This window comes from Mesoflavibacter zeaxanthinifaciens DSM 18436, from assembly GCF_000422365.1.
Classification (GTDB): Bacteria; Bacteroidota; Bacteroidia; order Flavobacteriales; family Flavobacteriaceae; genus Mesoflavibacter; species Mesoflavibacter zeaxanthinifaciens.
The window spans coordinates 114,015-129,779 of record NZ_AULQ01000001.1; the positions used below are offsets into that span (position 1 = coordinate 114,015).

The following is a 15,765-nucleotide window of genomic DNA, read 5'->3' on the forward strand; positions in this document are numbered from 1 at the left end:
GGTTTTAAGGTTTATGAAATTATTTTATAGTCTTGTTTTTTTGTGCTTTAGCACAATTGCTTTAAAAGGGCAAATCAAAGTAGATTCTGTACAAACGTTAGAAACTGTTGTTTTAAGCGATGTTAAATTACAGCAGAATAATTATGGGTTTAAAACAACAACATTAAAAGATTCTGTCTTACAAAACGACTCTAAATCTTTTACAGATATTTTACGTTTTAATAGTAATGTTTACTTTAAAGAAAATGGTTATGGTATGGTGTCTTCCCCATCATTTAGAGGCACAAATGCCTCTCAAACCGCTGTAATCTGGAACGGAATTTCTATAAACTCTCAACTTAATGGTCAAACAGATTTTAATTTAATTAACGTTAATAATTTTGATAACGTCGTTATCAAAAATGGAGGCGGAAGTGTACAGTACGGAAGTGGCGCAATAGGCGGTAGTATTCACTTAAATAATAAGTTAAATTTTAGCTCGCATTTTGACAATCATCTAAGGTTGAACTATGGAAGTTTTAACACACAAAAAGCAAGTTTTAATACTAATTATGGTAGCTCTAAATTTGCAGTAAATTTTGGGTTTCAATATGTGACTTCAGATAATGATTACATGTATTTAGGTACAAATGAAGTTAATGAAAACGGAGCTTTTAATAATTTAAATTTTAATGTCAATTTAGGATATTTTATATCAGAAAATAATATCTTAAAACTATATCATCAAGCGTTTTTAGGTGAACGAGAGCTGTCTGGTACCTTAAATACAATTTCTAGAAATAAATATTTAGATGAAAACTTTAGAACATTATTAGAATGGGCAAATATTGGTAATCATTACACCTCAAAAGTAAAAGTAGCTCATTTACAAGAGCTGTTTAAATTTTACCAAAATAAAGTCTTAGATAGTTATAGTTATGGCAAAGTAAATACCTATCTAATTAAACATATTTTAGATTACAATCTTTCCAAAAAAATAGCTTTAAAAAGTATCCTTGATTATAATTATTTTGAAGCAGATGGTAGTAGTTTTGGGTCACCAAATCGTAGTGCATTTTCTGCAACAGCAATAGCTACTTATAAACCTGATACAAAATCTACTATAGCTTTTAATATTAGACAAGATGTTACTTCAGATTTTAAAAGTCCATTGTTATTTTCTTTAGACGGAAGTTATCAGTTTAGTAAGTTTTACAAAATAATGATAAATGCCTCTAAGAATTTTAGAGTACCAACATTTAACGACTTGTTTTGGCAACCTGGTGGCAATCTAAATCTTAAACCAGAAACGTCTTATCAAGTAGATTTAGGTCATCAATTACAATACAAATGGGTAACATTAGACCTTAATACATATTATATTAAAAATGAAAATTTAATACAATGGAAACCTAGTAACTCTGGTTTTTGGTCACCAATAAATATAGATCAAACACATAGTTATGGTGCAGAATTAGGTTTGAAATTAAACAAAACATTTGGAAGTCATACTATTACTTTAAACGGAAACTATTCTTATACTATTTCGGAAGATTTAGAGACTAATAAACAGTTAATCTATGTACCTAAACATAAAGCTAATGTTAGTATAGCTTACAATGTTAAAAGATTGTCTTTTTACTATCAGCATATGTTTAATGACATGGTTTTTACTACCGAAGATAATATTATAAGTCCACTTTACAGCTTACCTAAATATGATTTAGGAAATATCGGCATTTCTTATCAATTAATACAAAACAAAAATCATAATCTTAGATTAGGTTTAGACATTAATAATTTATACGATACACCATATCAAAATGTAATTTTTAGACCTATGCCTAACCGAAATTATAACATTCAATTACACTATAAATTTTAATAACAACTCATGAAAAAACTATTGTATTCAGTATTAGGATTATCCCTTTTATTTTCTTGTTCTAACGATGATGATGGAACAATGCCTCAAGAACCGTTAGGCGATTACGAAAACGGATTTATTATTAGTGCAGAAGGAGGACCATCTTCTGTGTCTTATATCTCTAACGATTTTTCTACTTCAGAAAATGACATTTATTTTAACGTAAATGGAGAAACACTAGGCGTATATTTACAGTCTATTGGTTTTAATGGGGATAAAGCCTACATCATCCAAGACTCTGGTACAATTACAGTAGTAAACCGTTATACTTTTGAGTTAATTACAACAATAACAACAGGATTAACAACACCAAGATATATAGGATTTAATGGCTCTAATGCTTACGTATCAGATTGGGCAGATCCATTTACTACTACAGACGATTATATTGCTGTGGTAGATTTAAACTCTTATACAGTAACATCTACTATACCAGTAAGTGAAGGACCAGAACAAGTATTAGCTAATAATGATAAAGTATTTGTGTCTCATAAAGGTGGATATGGTGCAAATAATGAGGTTTCTGTAATAACAACATCAAACTCAACAGTAGCAACTATTTCTGTAAACGATGTTCCAGACGAAATGGTTTTAGACTCTCAAGGAAACTTATTAGTTTTAAGTGAAGGTGGACAGTCTTGGCAAGCTACTGGAGAAACTTTAGCATCAATTACAAGAATAAATACTAATGATAATTCAGTAATATCTACAATCGAATTTGCTACAGGTAATCACCCAAGTTTAATGTCGTATTCTAACGGAATGGCTTATTATATATTAAACAATGAAGTTTATGGATTAGCAGATACGGCTACAAACTTACCAAGTTCTTCTTTATTTAGTGTGGAAGCAGGATATGCTTATGGTATGTTTGTAAAAGATGGTAATTTGTTTTTAACAGATGCAAGTTTTTCTGCACAGAGCACATTAAAAGTCTATGATATTTCTAGCGGAACTTTATCTGAAAGCTTTAGCGTAGGTGTTGGAGCTTCTAAAATATACTTTAACTAAAAGATAAGTTTAAATTATAATATAAAAGCCTCAAAATAATTTATTTTGAGGCTTTTTTTGTTTAAAGCATTGGTACATCTTCCGGTTCTAAATACATGTTTGTACCAGTTGGCGTGTGTTTATTTGAGTAATCAAATATTTTAATTTTGTGTTCAGTAAAGGTTTCTCCTGTTCTTCCATTACCTGTTAGGTGTTGTATGGCTCTAGCTAAAAGCGGTTCGTCTTGTTGTCCTAAAACGCCTAAATTAGATAAACTTTCATCTAAAGATATATCTGGTGTTAAACCATTAATATAGTCTGAAAAACCCTCTGCATTTTCACTTCTTCCAACTAAAGGTTGCATTGCCCAAGTGTGATTAGGATTTATACTTCCGTTACAGTCTGTATTTGGTGGTAAAAAAGCACAGTCAGGATTGTCGTAAAGTGTTATTGAGAATTCATTTTTTCCTCTAGTTACATCTCCAATATGAATAACATCAATGTAAGGTTCTAGTGTGTTTATAACTAATTCGCTAGCAGAAGCAGAAGAGTTTTGAGCTAATATGTATACTTTATTAAGATTTAAACTATTTATAGAATTTCCGTTAGAAAGCGTTTGAGTAAAGTATCGCGTAACATCTTCATCTGTAAAAGTAGATTGAATTTTGTTATTCCAAATTTGTTTTAAGTATACATCGTTAGTAGTGTTTCCTGTAATCATACTACCTAAATTAATAGCACTATTTACACTGCCACCAGGATTATACCTAAGGTCAAGCACTAATTCATCTACACCTTCAGCAACAAAATTTGCAAAGACTTGGTTAAGTTGTTGGTCGTAGTCACTTAAAAAACGGTTGTACATTAAATAACCTACTTTTATACCGTTTACTTCAAAAGTGTTAGAAATATAAATTGGATTTTCTTGATAGATTTGTTTTGTAAGCGTAATTTCTTCACCTGTCAAAATCAAGTTGTCATTATTATCTAGTTCTGCCAAACCAATAGTATAAACGTCGCTAGATATAAGACTTAAGTAATTATCTTCAGTTAATTGTGTTCCGTTTACGGTTAAAAAAATATCGCCACGTATAACGTTATTTTCAGAAGCACTAGAGTTTGGTAAAACGTATTGTACATAACCAAAAACATTTGGACCATTATCTATTAGCCCTAATCCAAAAGCCATACCGTTATTTTTGGATACGCCACTTAAAGAGCCACTTAAAGCAAAATAATCGTCAACAATCCAGCTAAATCTATCTTCATCACTTAAAAGTGAATAAAATAATTGGTTAGGCGAATCAAAGCTATTTAAAAAATTAATGTAGTCTGTATCGTTAGAAAATCTGTTGTCAGCCAAATCTGGAGCGCTATCGGTACCTTGCCAAAAGTACCATAGATTAAGACCTTTCCATACAAAATCTTTAATCTCGGTATCAGAAATAGGATCATCATCAATATCACTAAAACAACTTGTTAGGGCAAGAAAAAGTAGCCCGATAACGGAAAATTTGTAATTCAATTTCATAGTTTTCTTTTCAATTTTTCTACTTAAAAGTACTTAATTTACAATCAAATAAAAAAACTTTGTAACAAAATTAATAGTTACTCGTCGTAATAGAAACCACCAAAACCAAAATGACACAGACTGAGTTTTTAAATACAGTAATGCCTTTTAAGGATAAAGTATTTCGTTTAGCAAAGCGATTACTTGTATCTAAAGAAGAAGCAGAAGATGCAACTCAAGAAGTGTTATTAAAGTTATGGAGAAATAAAGGTAAAATAAGCGATTATAAAAACGTAGAAGCGTTTTCTATGACCATGACAAAAAACTTTTGCTTGGATAAATTAAAGTCTAAACAAGCACAAAATTTAAAGATTGTTCATAGTAACTATCAAGATCATAAAGTAGCCTTGCAAAAACAAGTAGAGCTTAACGACAGTATGAGCTGGATAGCAAAAATAATTGAAGATTTACCAGAGCAACAAAAAATGGTCATACAACTTAGAGATATTGAACAATATGACTTTGACGAAATAGCAAAAATGCTAGATATGAAACCTACAGCAATACGTGTAGCCTTATCTAGAGCAAGAAAAACAATAAGAGAACAACTAACAAAAACACATAGTTATGGTGTTAAATAAGATAGAAAAATTAATTGAAAAGTACGAAAACGGAGAAACAACGCTTAAAGAAGAAGCACAGTTAAAAGACTATTTTTCGCAAGAAACTGTAGCGCCTCATTTACAGCATTACAAAGCCATGTTTAATTACTTTTCTTTTAACCAGCAAGAAACCTTTACTAAACAACTTCCATTAAAAACTAAAACGAAATTTAATTATAAGTGGTTAAGTGTTGCAGCAGTAATTGCGTTGATGGTTGGGTTTTATTTTAATCAAAATGAAACTATTACAGAACAAGACAAACAAGATTATGAAAAAGCAAAATCATATTTACAGTTAGTATCTCAAACCCTTAATAAAGGGACTAAACAAGTAGAGTATTTAACCGCAATAAACCAAGCAGGTAAACAGGTTAACTATTTAAAAGAAATGAACAACCCAATAGAAAGAATTTACAAATAAAAACAAGATGAAAACAACTAAAACAAATACAATGAAAAAATCAATATTAATAGCAGTAATAGCATTATTAATGCTTCCTTTATCAGGAATGGCTCAAAATGTTTTTGAAAAATATAGTGATAACGAAAACGTAACTTATGTTTCAATAAAGCCAAAAATGTTTCAAATGTTAGCAAAAATGGATATAAATACAGACGATCCAGAAGCGCAAGAATACATTAATATGGTAAATAGTATTACCAGTTTTAAAACTATGGCAACAGACGATAAAGATATTTCTTCAGATATCGTAAAATGGGTAAAATCAAGAAGCGCATCTTTAGAAGAACTTATGATGATTAAAGACGATGGTGTAAATATGACGTTTTATATTAAAGAAGGTAAAGACGAAGATCATGTAAGCGAATTATTAATGTTTGTTAATGGTTTAGAAGCTGTTACAAAAAACAGTAATATTGAAATTAACGGGAAAAAGCGAAGTATAGAAACCGTAGTAATTAGTATAACTGGAGATATAGATTTAAATCAAATATCTAAACTTGCTAACAAAATGAATTTACCTGGTGGCGATGAATTAGAGAAAAAAAATAAAAAATAAACATCATGAAAAGCCAACTAAGATCAATACTAACCATACTTACTTTAGCACTGTTTTTTGTAAGTTGTAAAGATGAAAACTCTATACAAACCTATTTTGTAGATCATAAAGAGCAAGCAGAGTTTTTATCATTAGATTTATCTGCAAAGATGATAGATCTGTCTAAAGCAGATTTGTCACCAGAACAGAAAGAAGCCTATAACTCAGTTAAAAAATTAGATGTGTTAGCTTACCGTGTTAATGATGGAGATATCGTAGCTTATGAACAAGAACTTCAAAAAGCAAAAAAAGTACTAAATAATGATAAGTACGAAGAGTTGATGGAGTTTAAAGATAATGGTATAAGTTTTAAAATAAGTACGATAGGTAATGAAAACACAGTAGACGAGTTTTTAGTACTTGCAAACTCAAAAGAAATGGGTTTTACATTTGTCAGAGTAATAGGTGATGAGATGAAACCAGAACAATTAGTAAAATTAATAACCGAACTTCAACACGCAGATGTTGATAATAACCAACTAAATCAATTATTTAATTATTTTAAATAATTAAGGTTTAAATGTTAATTAAAAAGGCTTATCTGTTTAGATAAGCCTTTTTTTATTTTTTATCAAACGTCATCGTCTGGTTCTTTTTTAATTAAAATTAAATTAACAATAACAAGACAAAAAGAAATAAGTAAAGCACCAATAACAATAGGATTGTATAACACATCAAATAAACCTCCTAAAAAAAATACTAGAAGGGTTATGGTTGCAAATAATATAGAAGTCTTGTCTTTAAACATTTTAAATTCCTGTATAGTTACTAGGTGTTATAGCTTTTAATTCATTTTTTATCGAATCATTTACGTCTAATGTATCAATAAAATTTGAAATAGAATTTTGGTTTATAGTTTCATTAGTTCTTGTTAAACCTTTTAAAGCTTCGTAAGGGTTAGGATAACCTTCACGTCTTAAAATGGTTTGAATGGCTTCTGCAACTACAGCCCAATTGTTTTCTAAGTCATCAGCAAACTTAACTTCGTTTAAAAGTAATTTACCTAAACCTTTTAAAGTTGAAGCAAAGCCAATTAAAGTATGTCCAAATGGTACACCAACATTACGTAAAACTGTACTATCTGTAAGGTCGCGTTGTAATCTAGATATCGGTAATTTTGCAGAAAGATGCTCGAAAATAGCATTTGCAATACCTAAGTTTCCTTCAGAGTTTTCAAAATCTATAGGATTTACTTTATGTGGCATTGCGCTACTACCAACTTCTCCTTTTTTAATTTTTTGCTTAAAATAGTCCATAGACACATACGTCCAAATATCTCTGTCAAGGTCAATTATAATGGTGTTGATGCGTTTTAAGCAGTCAAATAAAGCAGCCATGTGGTCATAATGCTCTATTTGTGTTGTTGGGAAAGAATGTTGTAAACCTAATTTTTCTTGAACAAAACTAGTCCCAAAAGCTTTCCAATCTATATTTGGATATGCAACTTTGTGTGCGTTGTAATTACCTGTTGCACCACCAAATTTTGCAGCGCTTGGTATATCGTTAAGTAAGTTAAATTGCTCTTCAAGTCTCACAACAAAAACCATAATCTCTTTTCCTAATCGTGTAGGAGATGCTGGTTGACCGTGTGTTCTGGCAAGCATTGGTACATCTTTCCACTCTTCAGCAAGACGTTTTAATTCTTTTAAAACATTAAGGTATTCTGGTACGTAAGCATCATTCATTGCTTCCTTAATACTTAATGGTATTGCTGTATTATTAATATCTTGAGAGGTTAAACCAAAGTGAATAAATTCTTTATGATCACTTAGTCCAAGTGTATCAAACTTTTCTTTAATAAAGTATTCAACTGCTTTTACATCGTGGTTGGTTACTTTTTCTATGTCTTTGATGGCTTGCGCGTCTTCAGAAGAAAATTCTTTGTAAATTTTTCTAAGGTCTTCAAATACAGATGTATTAACATTCTCTAGTTGAGGTAATGGCACTTCACAAAGCGCAATAAAATATTCAATTTCAACTAAAACACGATATTTGATTAATGCTTCTTCAGAGAAAAAATCTTGTAACTTTTCTACTTTATTTCTGTATCTACCATCAATAGGAGAGATGGCATTTAATTGGCTTAAAGACATATTTTGCTTGTTTTTTTGAAAGGCATAAAGATAGTTTTTTAAGAGGAAGACAAAAATTAATCAGTCTATAATTTTTTCAAAAAAGTTAAGCTTTGATTTTTTTTAAAATGTGTCTTGCTCTAGCTTTAAAAGCGGCACTTTCATTATAAAAATCACGCTCTAATATAATAGCTAATTCTGGATGGATCCAATTAAATTCTTTTCCAAAAAGGTATAAAGTAGTCATAGAATACGCTTTAGGTGCTACTTTATAATCTCCAATCATATACTCAAAAGCGACTTCAATAATACGTTCTTTATGCGTTTGTGTTAAAGCGTCTTTTATTTTATTTTCTGTTTTAGAAAAGTAGGCGTTAGCTAAGTATTCGCAAATTTTAGCAACTGGTCTAACCGCTTGTTCTTTTTTAACCTGATGCATGTTTGTGGTAAATAGATCTAAATAAGGAATGATAACATTTAAATTATCCTTGCATACAAACTCTAAAACCCATGCTGCTCTTGGAGAAACTTTATCATCAACTTGCATTAAAATCTCAATAAGTTTTGGGATCAAACTACTGTCATTAATAACCATTTGTGCATAATACATTCTTTTTTCTCTAGAATGGTTAACGTAATTTAATTCTTTATAAAGTGTTTCTGTAGTCAAGATTTACTATTTTTAGCGTTTAAATTTAATTAAAATGAAAATAGTAAAGAAAATTCTAATAGCATTGCTTGTGGTTTTAGTTATTGCTCAATTTTTTTCTCCAGATAAAAATACAGGAGACACTAAAGATCTTACTGCTTTTTTAGAAGAGACAAATCCAAATGAAGAGGTTAAAGCTATTTTAAAAAATACTTGTTTTGATTGTCATAGTAGTAATACAGTTTACCCATGGTATAGTAAAATTACACCAGTAAATTATTGGATGGCAGAACATGTAGAAGACGGAAAAAAACACCTAAACTTTTCTAAATGGTCAGAATATTCTGTAAAAAGAAAAGATCATAAATTTGAAGAATTAATAGAAGAAGTAGAAGAAAAAGAAATGCCTTTACCTAGCTATACTTGGTCCCATACAGAAGCAGATTTAAGTCCAGAACAAATTGAAGCTGTTGTTGCTTGGGCAAAAAAAGTACGCATGGGTTATGCATTGCAATCTATTCCTCAAAAATAATAAATGAGTAAAAAGTTATTAATCATAGGGTTTGTTTGGCCAGAACCTAAAAGTTCGGCTGCAGGTAGTAGGATGTTACAGCTTATTGAAATGTTTCAGCAAGCTGATTACAATATTACTTTTGCTACAACTTGTAGTAAAACAGATAACGCTTATGATCTTGAATCTATTAATATAAAAGTTGAAAGCATTAAGTTGAACGACTCTAGTTTTGATACTTTTATAAAAAAACTAAACCCAAATATTGTCCTTTTTGATCGTTTTATGACCGAAGAACAGTTTGGTTGGCGTGTTGCAGAGCAGTGTCCTGATGCTTTAAGAATTTTAGATACAGAAGATTTACATTTTTTAAGAAAAGGAAGACAACAAGCTTTAAAGGATCAAGCTCTTTTTAATATTTCTTATTTACAAAATGATTTTGCAAAACGCGAAATTGCAAGCATTTTAAGATCAGATTTAAGTTTGATCATCTCTCAAGTAGAACAAGATATCTTAATAACACAGTTTAATATAAGCCCAAACTTACTGTATTATTTACCTTTTATGTTGGATCCAGTGTCTATTGAGGATCAAAAACAAGTTCCTAATTTTAAGCAACGTCAACACTTTGTAACCATTGGTAATTTTTTACATCAGCCTAACGAAGATGCGGTAAATTACCTTAAAACCGATATTTGGCCATTAATAAGAAAAGAATTGCCAAAAGCCGAAATGCATGTATATGGCGCATATGTATCACAAAAACATTTACAATTAAATGATCCTAAAAATGGATTTTTAATTAAAGGATTTGCCGAAGACGTTTCAGAAGTTGTAAAACAAGCCAAAGTACTTTTAGCACCATTACGTTTTGGTGCTGGTTTAAAAGGAAAAATTATTGATGCCATGAAAACAGGGACACCTTGTGTAACAACAACTATTGGAGCAGAAGGTATGTATGGTACATTAAAAGACACTAATGCTTTTATAGAAGATGATGCCAAAAATTTTGCTAAACAAGCGGTAGAGCTTTATACCAACAAAATTTATTGGCGTGGTAAACAAAAAAATGGGTTTAGAATACTTAATACATTTTTTGACAAAAATATCTACTTAAAAGATACTATTGAAACTATAAAGCATATTGAAGCCGAATTACCGCTTCGTCGTCAAAAAAACTTCATAGGACAAATACTACAACATCATACACTACAAAGTAATAAGTATATGAGTAAGTGGATAGAAGAGAAGAATAAATAAAATAGAACATTACATTACTCTTTTTATTACTTTCGCAACCCTAAACTTATAGGATTATTTTTATGATTTCAGTAGATAATTTAGCAGTAGAATTTAGCGGAACAACGCTATTTAAAGACGTGTCTTTTGTTATAAACCCAACCGATAAAATTGCCCTTATGGGAAAAAACGGTGCAGGAAAATCTACAATGATGAAGATTGTTGCAGGTGTACAAAATGCAACTAGAGGACACGTGCGTACACCAAAAGATGCTGTAATTGCCTACTTACCACAGCATTTATTGACAGAAGATAATTGTACCGTTTTTGAAGAAGCAGCAAAAGCATTTAAACATGTTTTTGAAATGCGTGATGAAATGGACAAGCTTAACAAAGCATTAGAAACACGTACAGATTACGAAAGTGACGAGTATATGTCTATCATAGAAAAAGTTTCCGATTTAGGTGAAAAATATTATGCATTAGAAGATGTTAATTATGATGCCGAAGTAGAAAAAGCACTTAAAGGTTTAGGTTTTAAACAAGAAGATTTTACCCGTCAAACCAACGAGTTTTCTGGAGGTTGGCGTATGCGAATCGAGTTAGCAAAAATATTATTACAAAAACCAGATTTAATCCTGTTAGATGAGCCTACAAACCATATAGATATAGAGTCTGTAATTTGGTTAGAAGACTTTTTAGTTAACAAAGCCAATGCGGTTATGGTAATCTCTCACGATAGAGCATTTATTGATAATATCACCAATCGTACTATAGAAGTAACTATGGGACGTATTTACGACTATAAAGCCAATTACAGTCACTATTTACAATTACGCGCAGATAGACGTAGCCATCAATTAAAAGCGTACCAAGAACAACAAAAGTTTATTGCCGATAATATGGCGTTTATAGAGCGTTTTAAAGGCACCTATTCTAAAACTAATCAAGTTGCTTCACGCGAGCGTATGCTTGAAAAGTTAGAAATTATTGAAATTGACGAAATAGATAACTCTTCATTAAAATTACGTTTTCCGCCAGCACCAAGATCTGGAGATTATCCTGTTACAGTTAAAGACGTTTCAAAAGCATACGATAATAAAGTCGTTTTTAAAGATGCAAATATGTCTATAGCAAGAGGCGAAAAAGTCTGTTTTGTTGGAAGAAATGGTGAAGGAAAATCTACAATGATAAAAGCCATTTTAAATGAAATTGAAGTTGATGGTACTTGCCAATTAGGACACAATGTTAAAGTTGGTTATTTTGCTCAAAACCAAGCTTCTTTATTAGATGAAGAATTAACTATTTTTCAAACTGTAGATGAAGTTGCACAAGGCGATATTAGAACACAAATAAAAAATATTTTAGGTCGTTTTATGTTTGCTGGTGATGATATTGATAAAAAAGTTGGTGTATTGTCTGGAGGAGAAAAAACCAGATTAGCAATGGTTAAATTGCTTTTAGAACCAGTTAACTTGTTGATTTTAGATGAGCCTACAAACCATCTAGATTTAAAATCTAAAGACGTTTTAAAAGAAGCACTTTTAGAGTTTGATGGTACATTGATTTTAGTGTCTCATGATCGTGACTTTTTGCAAGGGTTATCTCAAAAAGTATTCGAATTTAAAGATCAACGCGTTATAGAACATTTTGAAACTATAGATGCGTTCTTAGAGCGTAATCGTATAGAGCGAATAGCAGATATAAATCTTAATAAATAAGCACTAACGTATTTTATTTACAAAATCTTTAATACCTTCTGTAGCAGTTTTACCTATTACTGTTAAATTCTCTTTTGATGCTATTGAAGGTTTAGGATCTATATAAAACTTAGGAGTATTCTGCGCAGTGTAATGCATCAAACTAGCAGCAGGATAGACTTGTAAAGAGGTGCCAATAATTAATAAAATATCGGCAGTTTGACAGATGCTAATGGCTTTTTCAAACAACGGAACATCTTCTCCAAACCAAACAATGTGTGGTCTTAATTGTATCCCGTTTTTATCTGTTGTACCTAAAACAATATCATCTTCCCAATGCACAACAGAAGTTTCATCAGCAATATTTCTTGCTTTAAATAGTTCACCATGTAAGTGAGTTACATTACTGCTGCCTGCACGTTCATGTAAATCGTCTACGTTTTGAGTAATTATAGATACTTTAAAGCTGTTTTCAAGTTTGGCTAAAGCCTTGTGAGCAGCATTTGGTTGTACAGTTTTTAATTGTCTTCTACGTTGGTTGTAAAATTCTAAAACTAAATTGGGATTACTAGCAAAACCTTGTGGAGAAGCTACTTTCATTACGTCATGTCCTTCCCACAAACCATTTTCGTCTCTAAAAGTTTTTAATCCGCTTTCTGCACTCATGCCAGCGCCAGTTAAAACTACAAGGTGTTTCATTTTTTTGTGTTATTTTAGCCAAGTAAATGCAGTTTAAGATAATGTCGCTTAAAATCTTAAACAATTAATTAAAACTAATCAATAATTTCAATCCATGGAAATCTTAAAAAAAATTTCAATACTATTTTCAATTTTTATTGTTTTCTCAAGTTGTACAAAAGATGATGTTGAAGAGAATGTAGAAATAGCTTCAAAAACATATCAATTACAATCTGCAAATGGTTATAGTGTTTCTGGGACTGCACGTTTTATAAATAATTCTAACGGAACTATAAGTGTAGAGTTAAATCTAACAGGAACACCATCTAACGCAATGTTACCAGCTTATATCCACTCTAATACAGCTGCTGAAACTGGTCCAATTAGCATTAGTTTAGTTCCTGCTAGCGGCGCATCAGGAGAAAGCTTTACAACTTTTAATACTAAAGATGACGGTACGCAAATTTCATATCAACAATTACTAAATATGGATGGTTATTTGACTGTACGTGTAGATAGTAATAACTCTCAAATAGTAGCATATGTAGATATAGGTCAAAATGAGTTAACCCAAAATACTACAAGTTATACATTGCAAGAAGTAGATTTAGATGGCGTATCAGGAAACATAACTTTTACAGAACGTATTAATGGTGAAGCATTAGCTGTTTTTAACCTTTCTAATTTGCCATCTGGAGGATCTCATCCTGCTTATATATATTCTGGAGATTTAGCAAATGCACCAGGTAGTCTTATTTATGCTTTTAATAATATAGATGGGACAACAGGAAAAAGCTTTTCTAACATAGCAGAAGATGAAAACGGAAATCCATTACTTTATCAAGATCTACTAACTATTGACGCCTATGTAGATGTTGTTTTAAGTGAAACAACTACAAACTATCATTTAGCACAAGGAAATATAGGATCTAATTAGGCTCAAAATTTAAATATTAAAGTAAACCTGATAGCAAATAACTGTCAGGTTTTTTTATTTTTAACCCATGATAGATATTAAACTTTTAGAACATTTAGAAGGTTATTTAACAGAAAATCGTTTAGAGCGTTTTCATAAAGTATTAGACCAACGTACAAAGCATTTTACTGTAGCAACAGAAGATGTGTATCAATTACATAACACTAGTGCAGTAATACGTAGTTGTGATGTTTTTGGTATACAAGAAGTAAATATTGTAGAAGAGCAAAATACAAAGCGCATAGATAGAGAAATTGCTATGGGCGCACAAAAATGGGTTGATTTAAACCGTTATCATACAGTAAAAGACAGTATTAAAGATTTAAAAGCTAAAGGGTATCAAATTGTAGCAACAACGCCACACACAAACGACTGTGATTTATCAGACTTTGATGTGACAAAAAAGTCGTGTTTTTTCTTTGGAAGAGAAACCGAAGGATTATCTGATGAGGTCTTACAACAAGCAGATGCTTATTTAAAAATACCAATGGTTGGTTTTACAGAAAGTTTAAATATATCTGTAAGTGCAGCAATAATCTTACAGCACGTAACTAGTAAACTGAAAAAAACAGATATAAATTGGCAATTAACTGAAACAGAGAAGTTAGAAAAGCGTTTAGACTGGTGTAAAAAGACAATTAAAAGTTATGACGAAATTGTAGAACGATTTTATTCTTAGAGTATACTTTTATATATATTTAAAAAGTATAAAGCATGAAAATAAAGTAAGTGCAAAATTCCAAGGGTTTAATGCATACTTCTCAATATTTTCTTTTTTCCATAGCTTTTCTAATTTAATTATTTTGTTAAAGGTAATTAAGCTAAAGATGTTGAGAAAGATAAATTTTATAATTCCTCCAACTGATGCTATTAAAACAAAAAAAATCATAAACCCAAAACTTTCAAAAACTTCAAATAAATCAAAATTGTCTTTTTTCATATTTATTGAAATTTAATAAAAGACTAAAGACGTTTTTTTCGTGTTCTACTTAATACTTTATATTCTTCGTAGCATTCACTAATAGCATCTAATATTTGAAGATCGTTAGCGGTATTAATAAACTCTGCAGAATAGTTACATTGACTTACAATTTCATCTAAATCTACTTTTGTAACGCCAAGTAAAGCTGTAAGCATATCACGGTCAAAACGCTTAACTAAAGTATTACGGATGTTATCGTCCTCTTTCATCTTTTTAAGCTTATGTAACTCTCTTCCTTTTTTACTAAAGGTATTGTATAAAAAGTCAAGAGGATTAAAAATAGATCCTAACACTTTATTTATGGCATTAGGTTGTTTTTTTCCTGCTTCGTAACCTGTACTTAACCCACTAATACTATATCTGTAGTTGTTGTTTACATTTACTTGTTTGATATCTACTTCTAAATAACCTGTTAATTTAAGTTCGCTTACAACAACTTCTTCTAAAGCTAACGCCAGCTCGGTTAATGTAATGGTAGATTTTTCAATTTTATTAACCCAGTCGTTAGTTACTTTTACTTTTACAGATTTAAAACCAAGGTAAGATAAGTGTAATGTATCGTTAGCTACTGCGCGTAATTCAAATTCTCCTTTATTATTAGTTGCCGTACCAATAACTTGATTAAGGTTAACGATGTTTACGTTTTCTAATGGTTTTTTTGTGGTAGCATCAATAATTATCCCTTTAACGGTAGAATCTTTTTTTATTTGAGTAGAATCTACTGTTCTTGTTTGGGTAGTATTTTTATTATCTTTTTGTTTGTTGTCTTGAGCAAGACCAATCTGAATGCTAAATACTAAAATTAAAAGGGTAAAAAATGACTTCATGTAAT

Annotated in this window: 17 protein-coding genes; 11 read left to right on the forward strand and 6 right to left on the reverse strand. The window is 30.6% G+C overall.

The features are described from left to right. Positions 1–13: 13 nt before the first annotated feature. Positions 14–1,864 (forward strand): TonB-dependent receptor plug domain-containing protein, encoded by a 1,851-nt coding sequence (locus tag H574_RS0100530; protein WP_027878659.1) that lies wholly within the window; start codon positions 14–16, stop codon positions 1,862–1,864. Between the two features lie 9 nt (positions 1,865–1,873). Beyond that, a complete protein-coding gene (locus H574_RS0100535) occupies positions 1,874–2,917 on the forward strand; it encodes a YncE family protein (RefSeq protein WP_027878660.1) in 1,044 nt (347 codons plus the stop codon). A gap of 61 nt (positions 2,918–2,978) precedes the next feature. On the opposite strand, the gene H574_RS0100540 is transcribed toward H574_RS0100535, so the two are convergent. Further along, positions 2,979–4,427, reverse strand: coding sequence for a S41 family peptidase (locus tag H574_RS0100540; protein ID WP_027878661.1), 1,449 nt, complete (start codon positions 4,425–4,427; stop codon positions 2,979–2,981). Positions 4,428–4,537: 110 nt separating this feature from the next. Here H574_RS0100540 and H574_RS0100545 point away from each other — a divergent pair, with 110 nt between their 5' ends. The 4 genes from H574_RS0100545 to H574_RS0100560 are packed head-to-tail and all read left to right on the forward strand — an operon-like array spanning position 4,538 to position 6,635. Continuing rightward, positions 4,538–5,047, forward strand: coding sequence for an RNA polymerase sigma factor (locus tag H574_RS0100545; protein ID WP_027878662.1), 510 nt, complete (start codon positions 4,538–4,540; stop codon positions 5,045–5,047). Then, positions 5,034–5,489, forward strand: coding sequence for a hypothetical protein (locus H574_RS0100550; protein WP_027878663.1), 456 nt, complete (start codon positions 5,034–5,036; stop codon positions 5,487–5,489). The genes H574_RS0100545 and H574_RS0100550 overlap by 14 nt, the downstream gene beginning before the upstream one ends. Positions 5,490–5,520: 31 nt before the next feature. Beyond that, entirely contained in the window at positions 5,521–6,087 is a 567-nt protein-coding gene (locus tag H574_RS0100555) for a DUF4252 domain-containing protein (protein ID WP_027878664.1), read from the forward strand. A 5-nt stretch (positions 6,088–6,092) separates the two neighbouring features. Beyond that, complete coding sequence (locus H574_RS0100560; RefSeq protein WP_027878665.1) at positions 6,093–6,635, forward strand: DUF4252 domain-containing protein; 543 nt, start codon at positions 6,093–6,095, stop codon at positions 6,633–6,635. Between the two features lie 240 nt (positions 6,636–6,875). Here the strand turns inward: H574_RS0100560 and purB are convergent, their stop codons facing one another. After that, positions 6,876–8,219 carry an adenylosuccinate lyase gene (gene purB / locus H574_RS0100570; protein WP_027878666.1) on the reverse strand — a complete coding sequence of 448 codons (1,344 nt, stop codon included), beginning with the start codon at positions 8,217–8,219 and terminating at the stop codon, positions 6,876–6,878. Between the two features lie 85 nt (positions 8,220–8,304). Beyond that, positions 8,305–8,868 carry a hypothetical protein gene (locus tag H574_RS0100575; RefSeq protein WP_027878667.1) on the reverse strand — a complete coding sequence of 188 codons (564 nt, stop codon included), beginning with the start codon at positions 8,866–8,868 and terminating at the stop codon, positions 8,305–8,307. A 34-nt stretch (positions 8,869–8,902) separates the two neighbouring features. Between H574_RS0100575 and H574_RS0100580 the strand changes: the two genes are divergently transcribed. The 3 genes from H574_RS0100580 (at position 8,903) to H574_RS0100590 (ending at position 12,318) form a co-directional block, all read left to right on the forward strand. After that, a complete protein-coding gene (locus H574_RS0100580; protein ID WP_027878668.1) occupies positions 8,903–9,379 on the forward strand; it encodes a heme-binding domain-containing protein in 477 nt (158 codons plus the stop codon). 3 nt (positions 9,380–9,382) lie between these two features. After that, positions 9,383–10,618, forward strand: a complete 1,236-nt coding sequence (locus H574_RS0100585; RefSeq protein ID WP_027878669.1) for a glycosyltransferase — start codon at positions 9,383–9,385, stop codon at positions 10,616–10,618. A 62-nt stretch (positions 10,619–10,680) separates the two neighbouring features. After that, positions 10,681–12,318, forward strand: coding sequence for an ABC-F family ATP-binding cassette domain-containing protein (locus tag H574_RS0100590; protein WP_027878670.1), 1,638 nt, complete (start codon positions 10,681–10,683; stop codon positions 12,316–12,318). Between the two features lie 3 nt (positions 12,319–12,321). On the opposite strand, the gene H574_RS0100595 is transcribed toward H574_RS0100590, so the two are convergent. Beyond that, positions 12,322–12,996: an SIR2 family NAD-dependent protein deacylase gene (locus H574_RS0100595; protein ID WP_027878671.1), complete on the reverse strand. Its 675-nt coding sequence runs from the start codon at positions 12,994–12,996 to the stop codon at positions 12,322–12,324. A gap of 94 nt (positions 12,997–13,090) precedes the next feature. Between H574_RS0100595 and H574_RS0100600 the strand changes: the two genes are divergently transcribed. Then, entirely contained in the window at positions 13,091–13,912 is an 822-nt protein-coding gene (locus H574_RS0100600) for a hypothetical protein (protein WP_027878672.1), read from the forward strand. 67 nt (positions 13,913–13,979) lie between these two features. Further along, on the forward strand, positions 13,980–14,630 hold the full coding sequence (locus tag H574_RS0100605) for a TrmH family RNA methyltransferase (protein ID WP_027878673.1): 651 nt from the start codon (positions 13,980–13,982) through the stop codon (positions 14,628–14,630). A gap of 9 nt (positions 14,631–14,639) precedes the next feature. On the opposite strand, the gene H574_RS0100610 is transcribed toward H574_RS0100605, so the two are convergent. Next, on the reverse strand, positions 14,640–14,891 hold the full coding sequence (locus tag H574_RS0100610) for a hypothetical protein (RefSeq protein ID WP_027878674.1): 252 nt from the start codon (positions 14,889–14,891) through the stop codon (positions 14,640–14,642). A 23-nt stretch (positions 14,892–14,914) separates the two neighbouring features. Continuing rightward, positions 14,915–15,760: a carboxypeptidase-like regulatory domain-containing protein gene (locus H574_RS0100615; RefSeq protein WP_027878675.1), complete on the reverse strand. Its 846-nt coding sequence runs from the start codon at positions 15,758–15,760 to the stop codon at positions 14,915–14,917. Positions 15,761–15,765: the final 5 nt, after the last annotated feature.

Coding starts and splice junctions, on each gene's coding strand:
- H574_RS0100545 (WP_027878662.1), top strand. CDS start 4,538: ATGACACAGACTGAGTTTTTAAATACAGTAATGCCTTTTAAGGATAAA.
- H574_RS0100600 (WP_027878672.1), top strand. CDS start 13,091: ATGGAAATCTTAAAAAAAATTTCAATACTATTTTCAATTTTTATTGTT.
- H574_RS0100555 (WP_027878664.1), top strand. CDS start 5,521: ATGAAAAAATCAATATTAATAGCAGTAATAGCATTATTAATGCTTCCT.
- H574_RS0100550 (WP_027878663.1), top strand. CDS start 5,034: ATGGTGTTAAATAAGATAGAAAAATTAATTGAAAAGTACGAAAACGGA.
- H574_RS0100585 (WP_027878669.1), top strand. CDS start 9,383: ATGAGTAAAAAGTTATTAATCATAGGGTTTGTTTGGCCAGAACCTAAA.
- H574_RS0100535 (WP_027878660.1), top strand. CDS start 1,874: ATGAAAAAACTATTGTATTCAGTATTAGGATTATCCCTTTTATTTTCT.
- H574_RS0100615 (WP_027878675.1), bottom strand. CDS start 15,760: ATGAAGTCATTTTTTACCCTTTTAATTTTAGTATTTAGCATTCAGATT.
- H574_RS0100530 (WP_027878659.1), top strand. CDS start 14: ATGAAATTATTTTATAGTCTTGTTTTTTTGTGCTTTAGCACAATTGCT.
- H574_RS0100595 (WP_027878671.1), bottom strand. CDS start 12,996: ATGAAACACCTTGTAGTTTTAACTGGCGCTGGCATGAGTGCAGAAAGC.
- H574_RS0100605 (WP_027878673.1), top strand. CDS start 13,980: ATGATAGATATTAAACTTTTAGAACATTTAGAAGGTTATTTAACAGAA.
- H574_RS0100580 (WP_027878668.1), top strand. CDS start 8,903: ATGAAAATAGTAAAGAAAATTCTAATAGCATTGCTTGTGGTTTTAGTT.
- H574_RS0100560 (WP_027878665.1), top strand. CDS start 6,093: ATGAAAAGCCAACTAAGATCAATACTAACCATACTTACTTTAGCACTG.
- H574_RS0100540 (WP_027878661.1), bottom strand. CDS start 4,427: ATGAAATTGAATTACAAATTTTCCGTTATCGGGCTACTTTTTCTTGCC.
- purB (WP_027878666.1), bottom strand. CDS start 8,219: ATGTCTTTAAGCCAATTAAATGCCATCTCTCCTATTGATGGTAGATAC.
- H574_RS0100610 (WP_027878674.1), bottom strand. CDS start 14,891: ATGAAAAAAGACAATTTTGATTTATTTGAAGTTTTTGAAAGTTTTGGG.
- H574_RS0100590 (WP_027878670.1), top strand. CDS start 10,681: ATGATTTCAGTAGATAATTTAGCAGTAGAATTTAGCGGAACAACGCTA.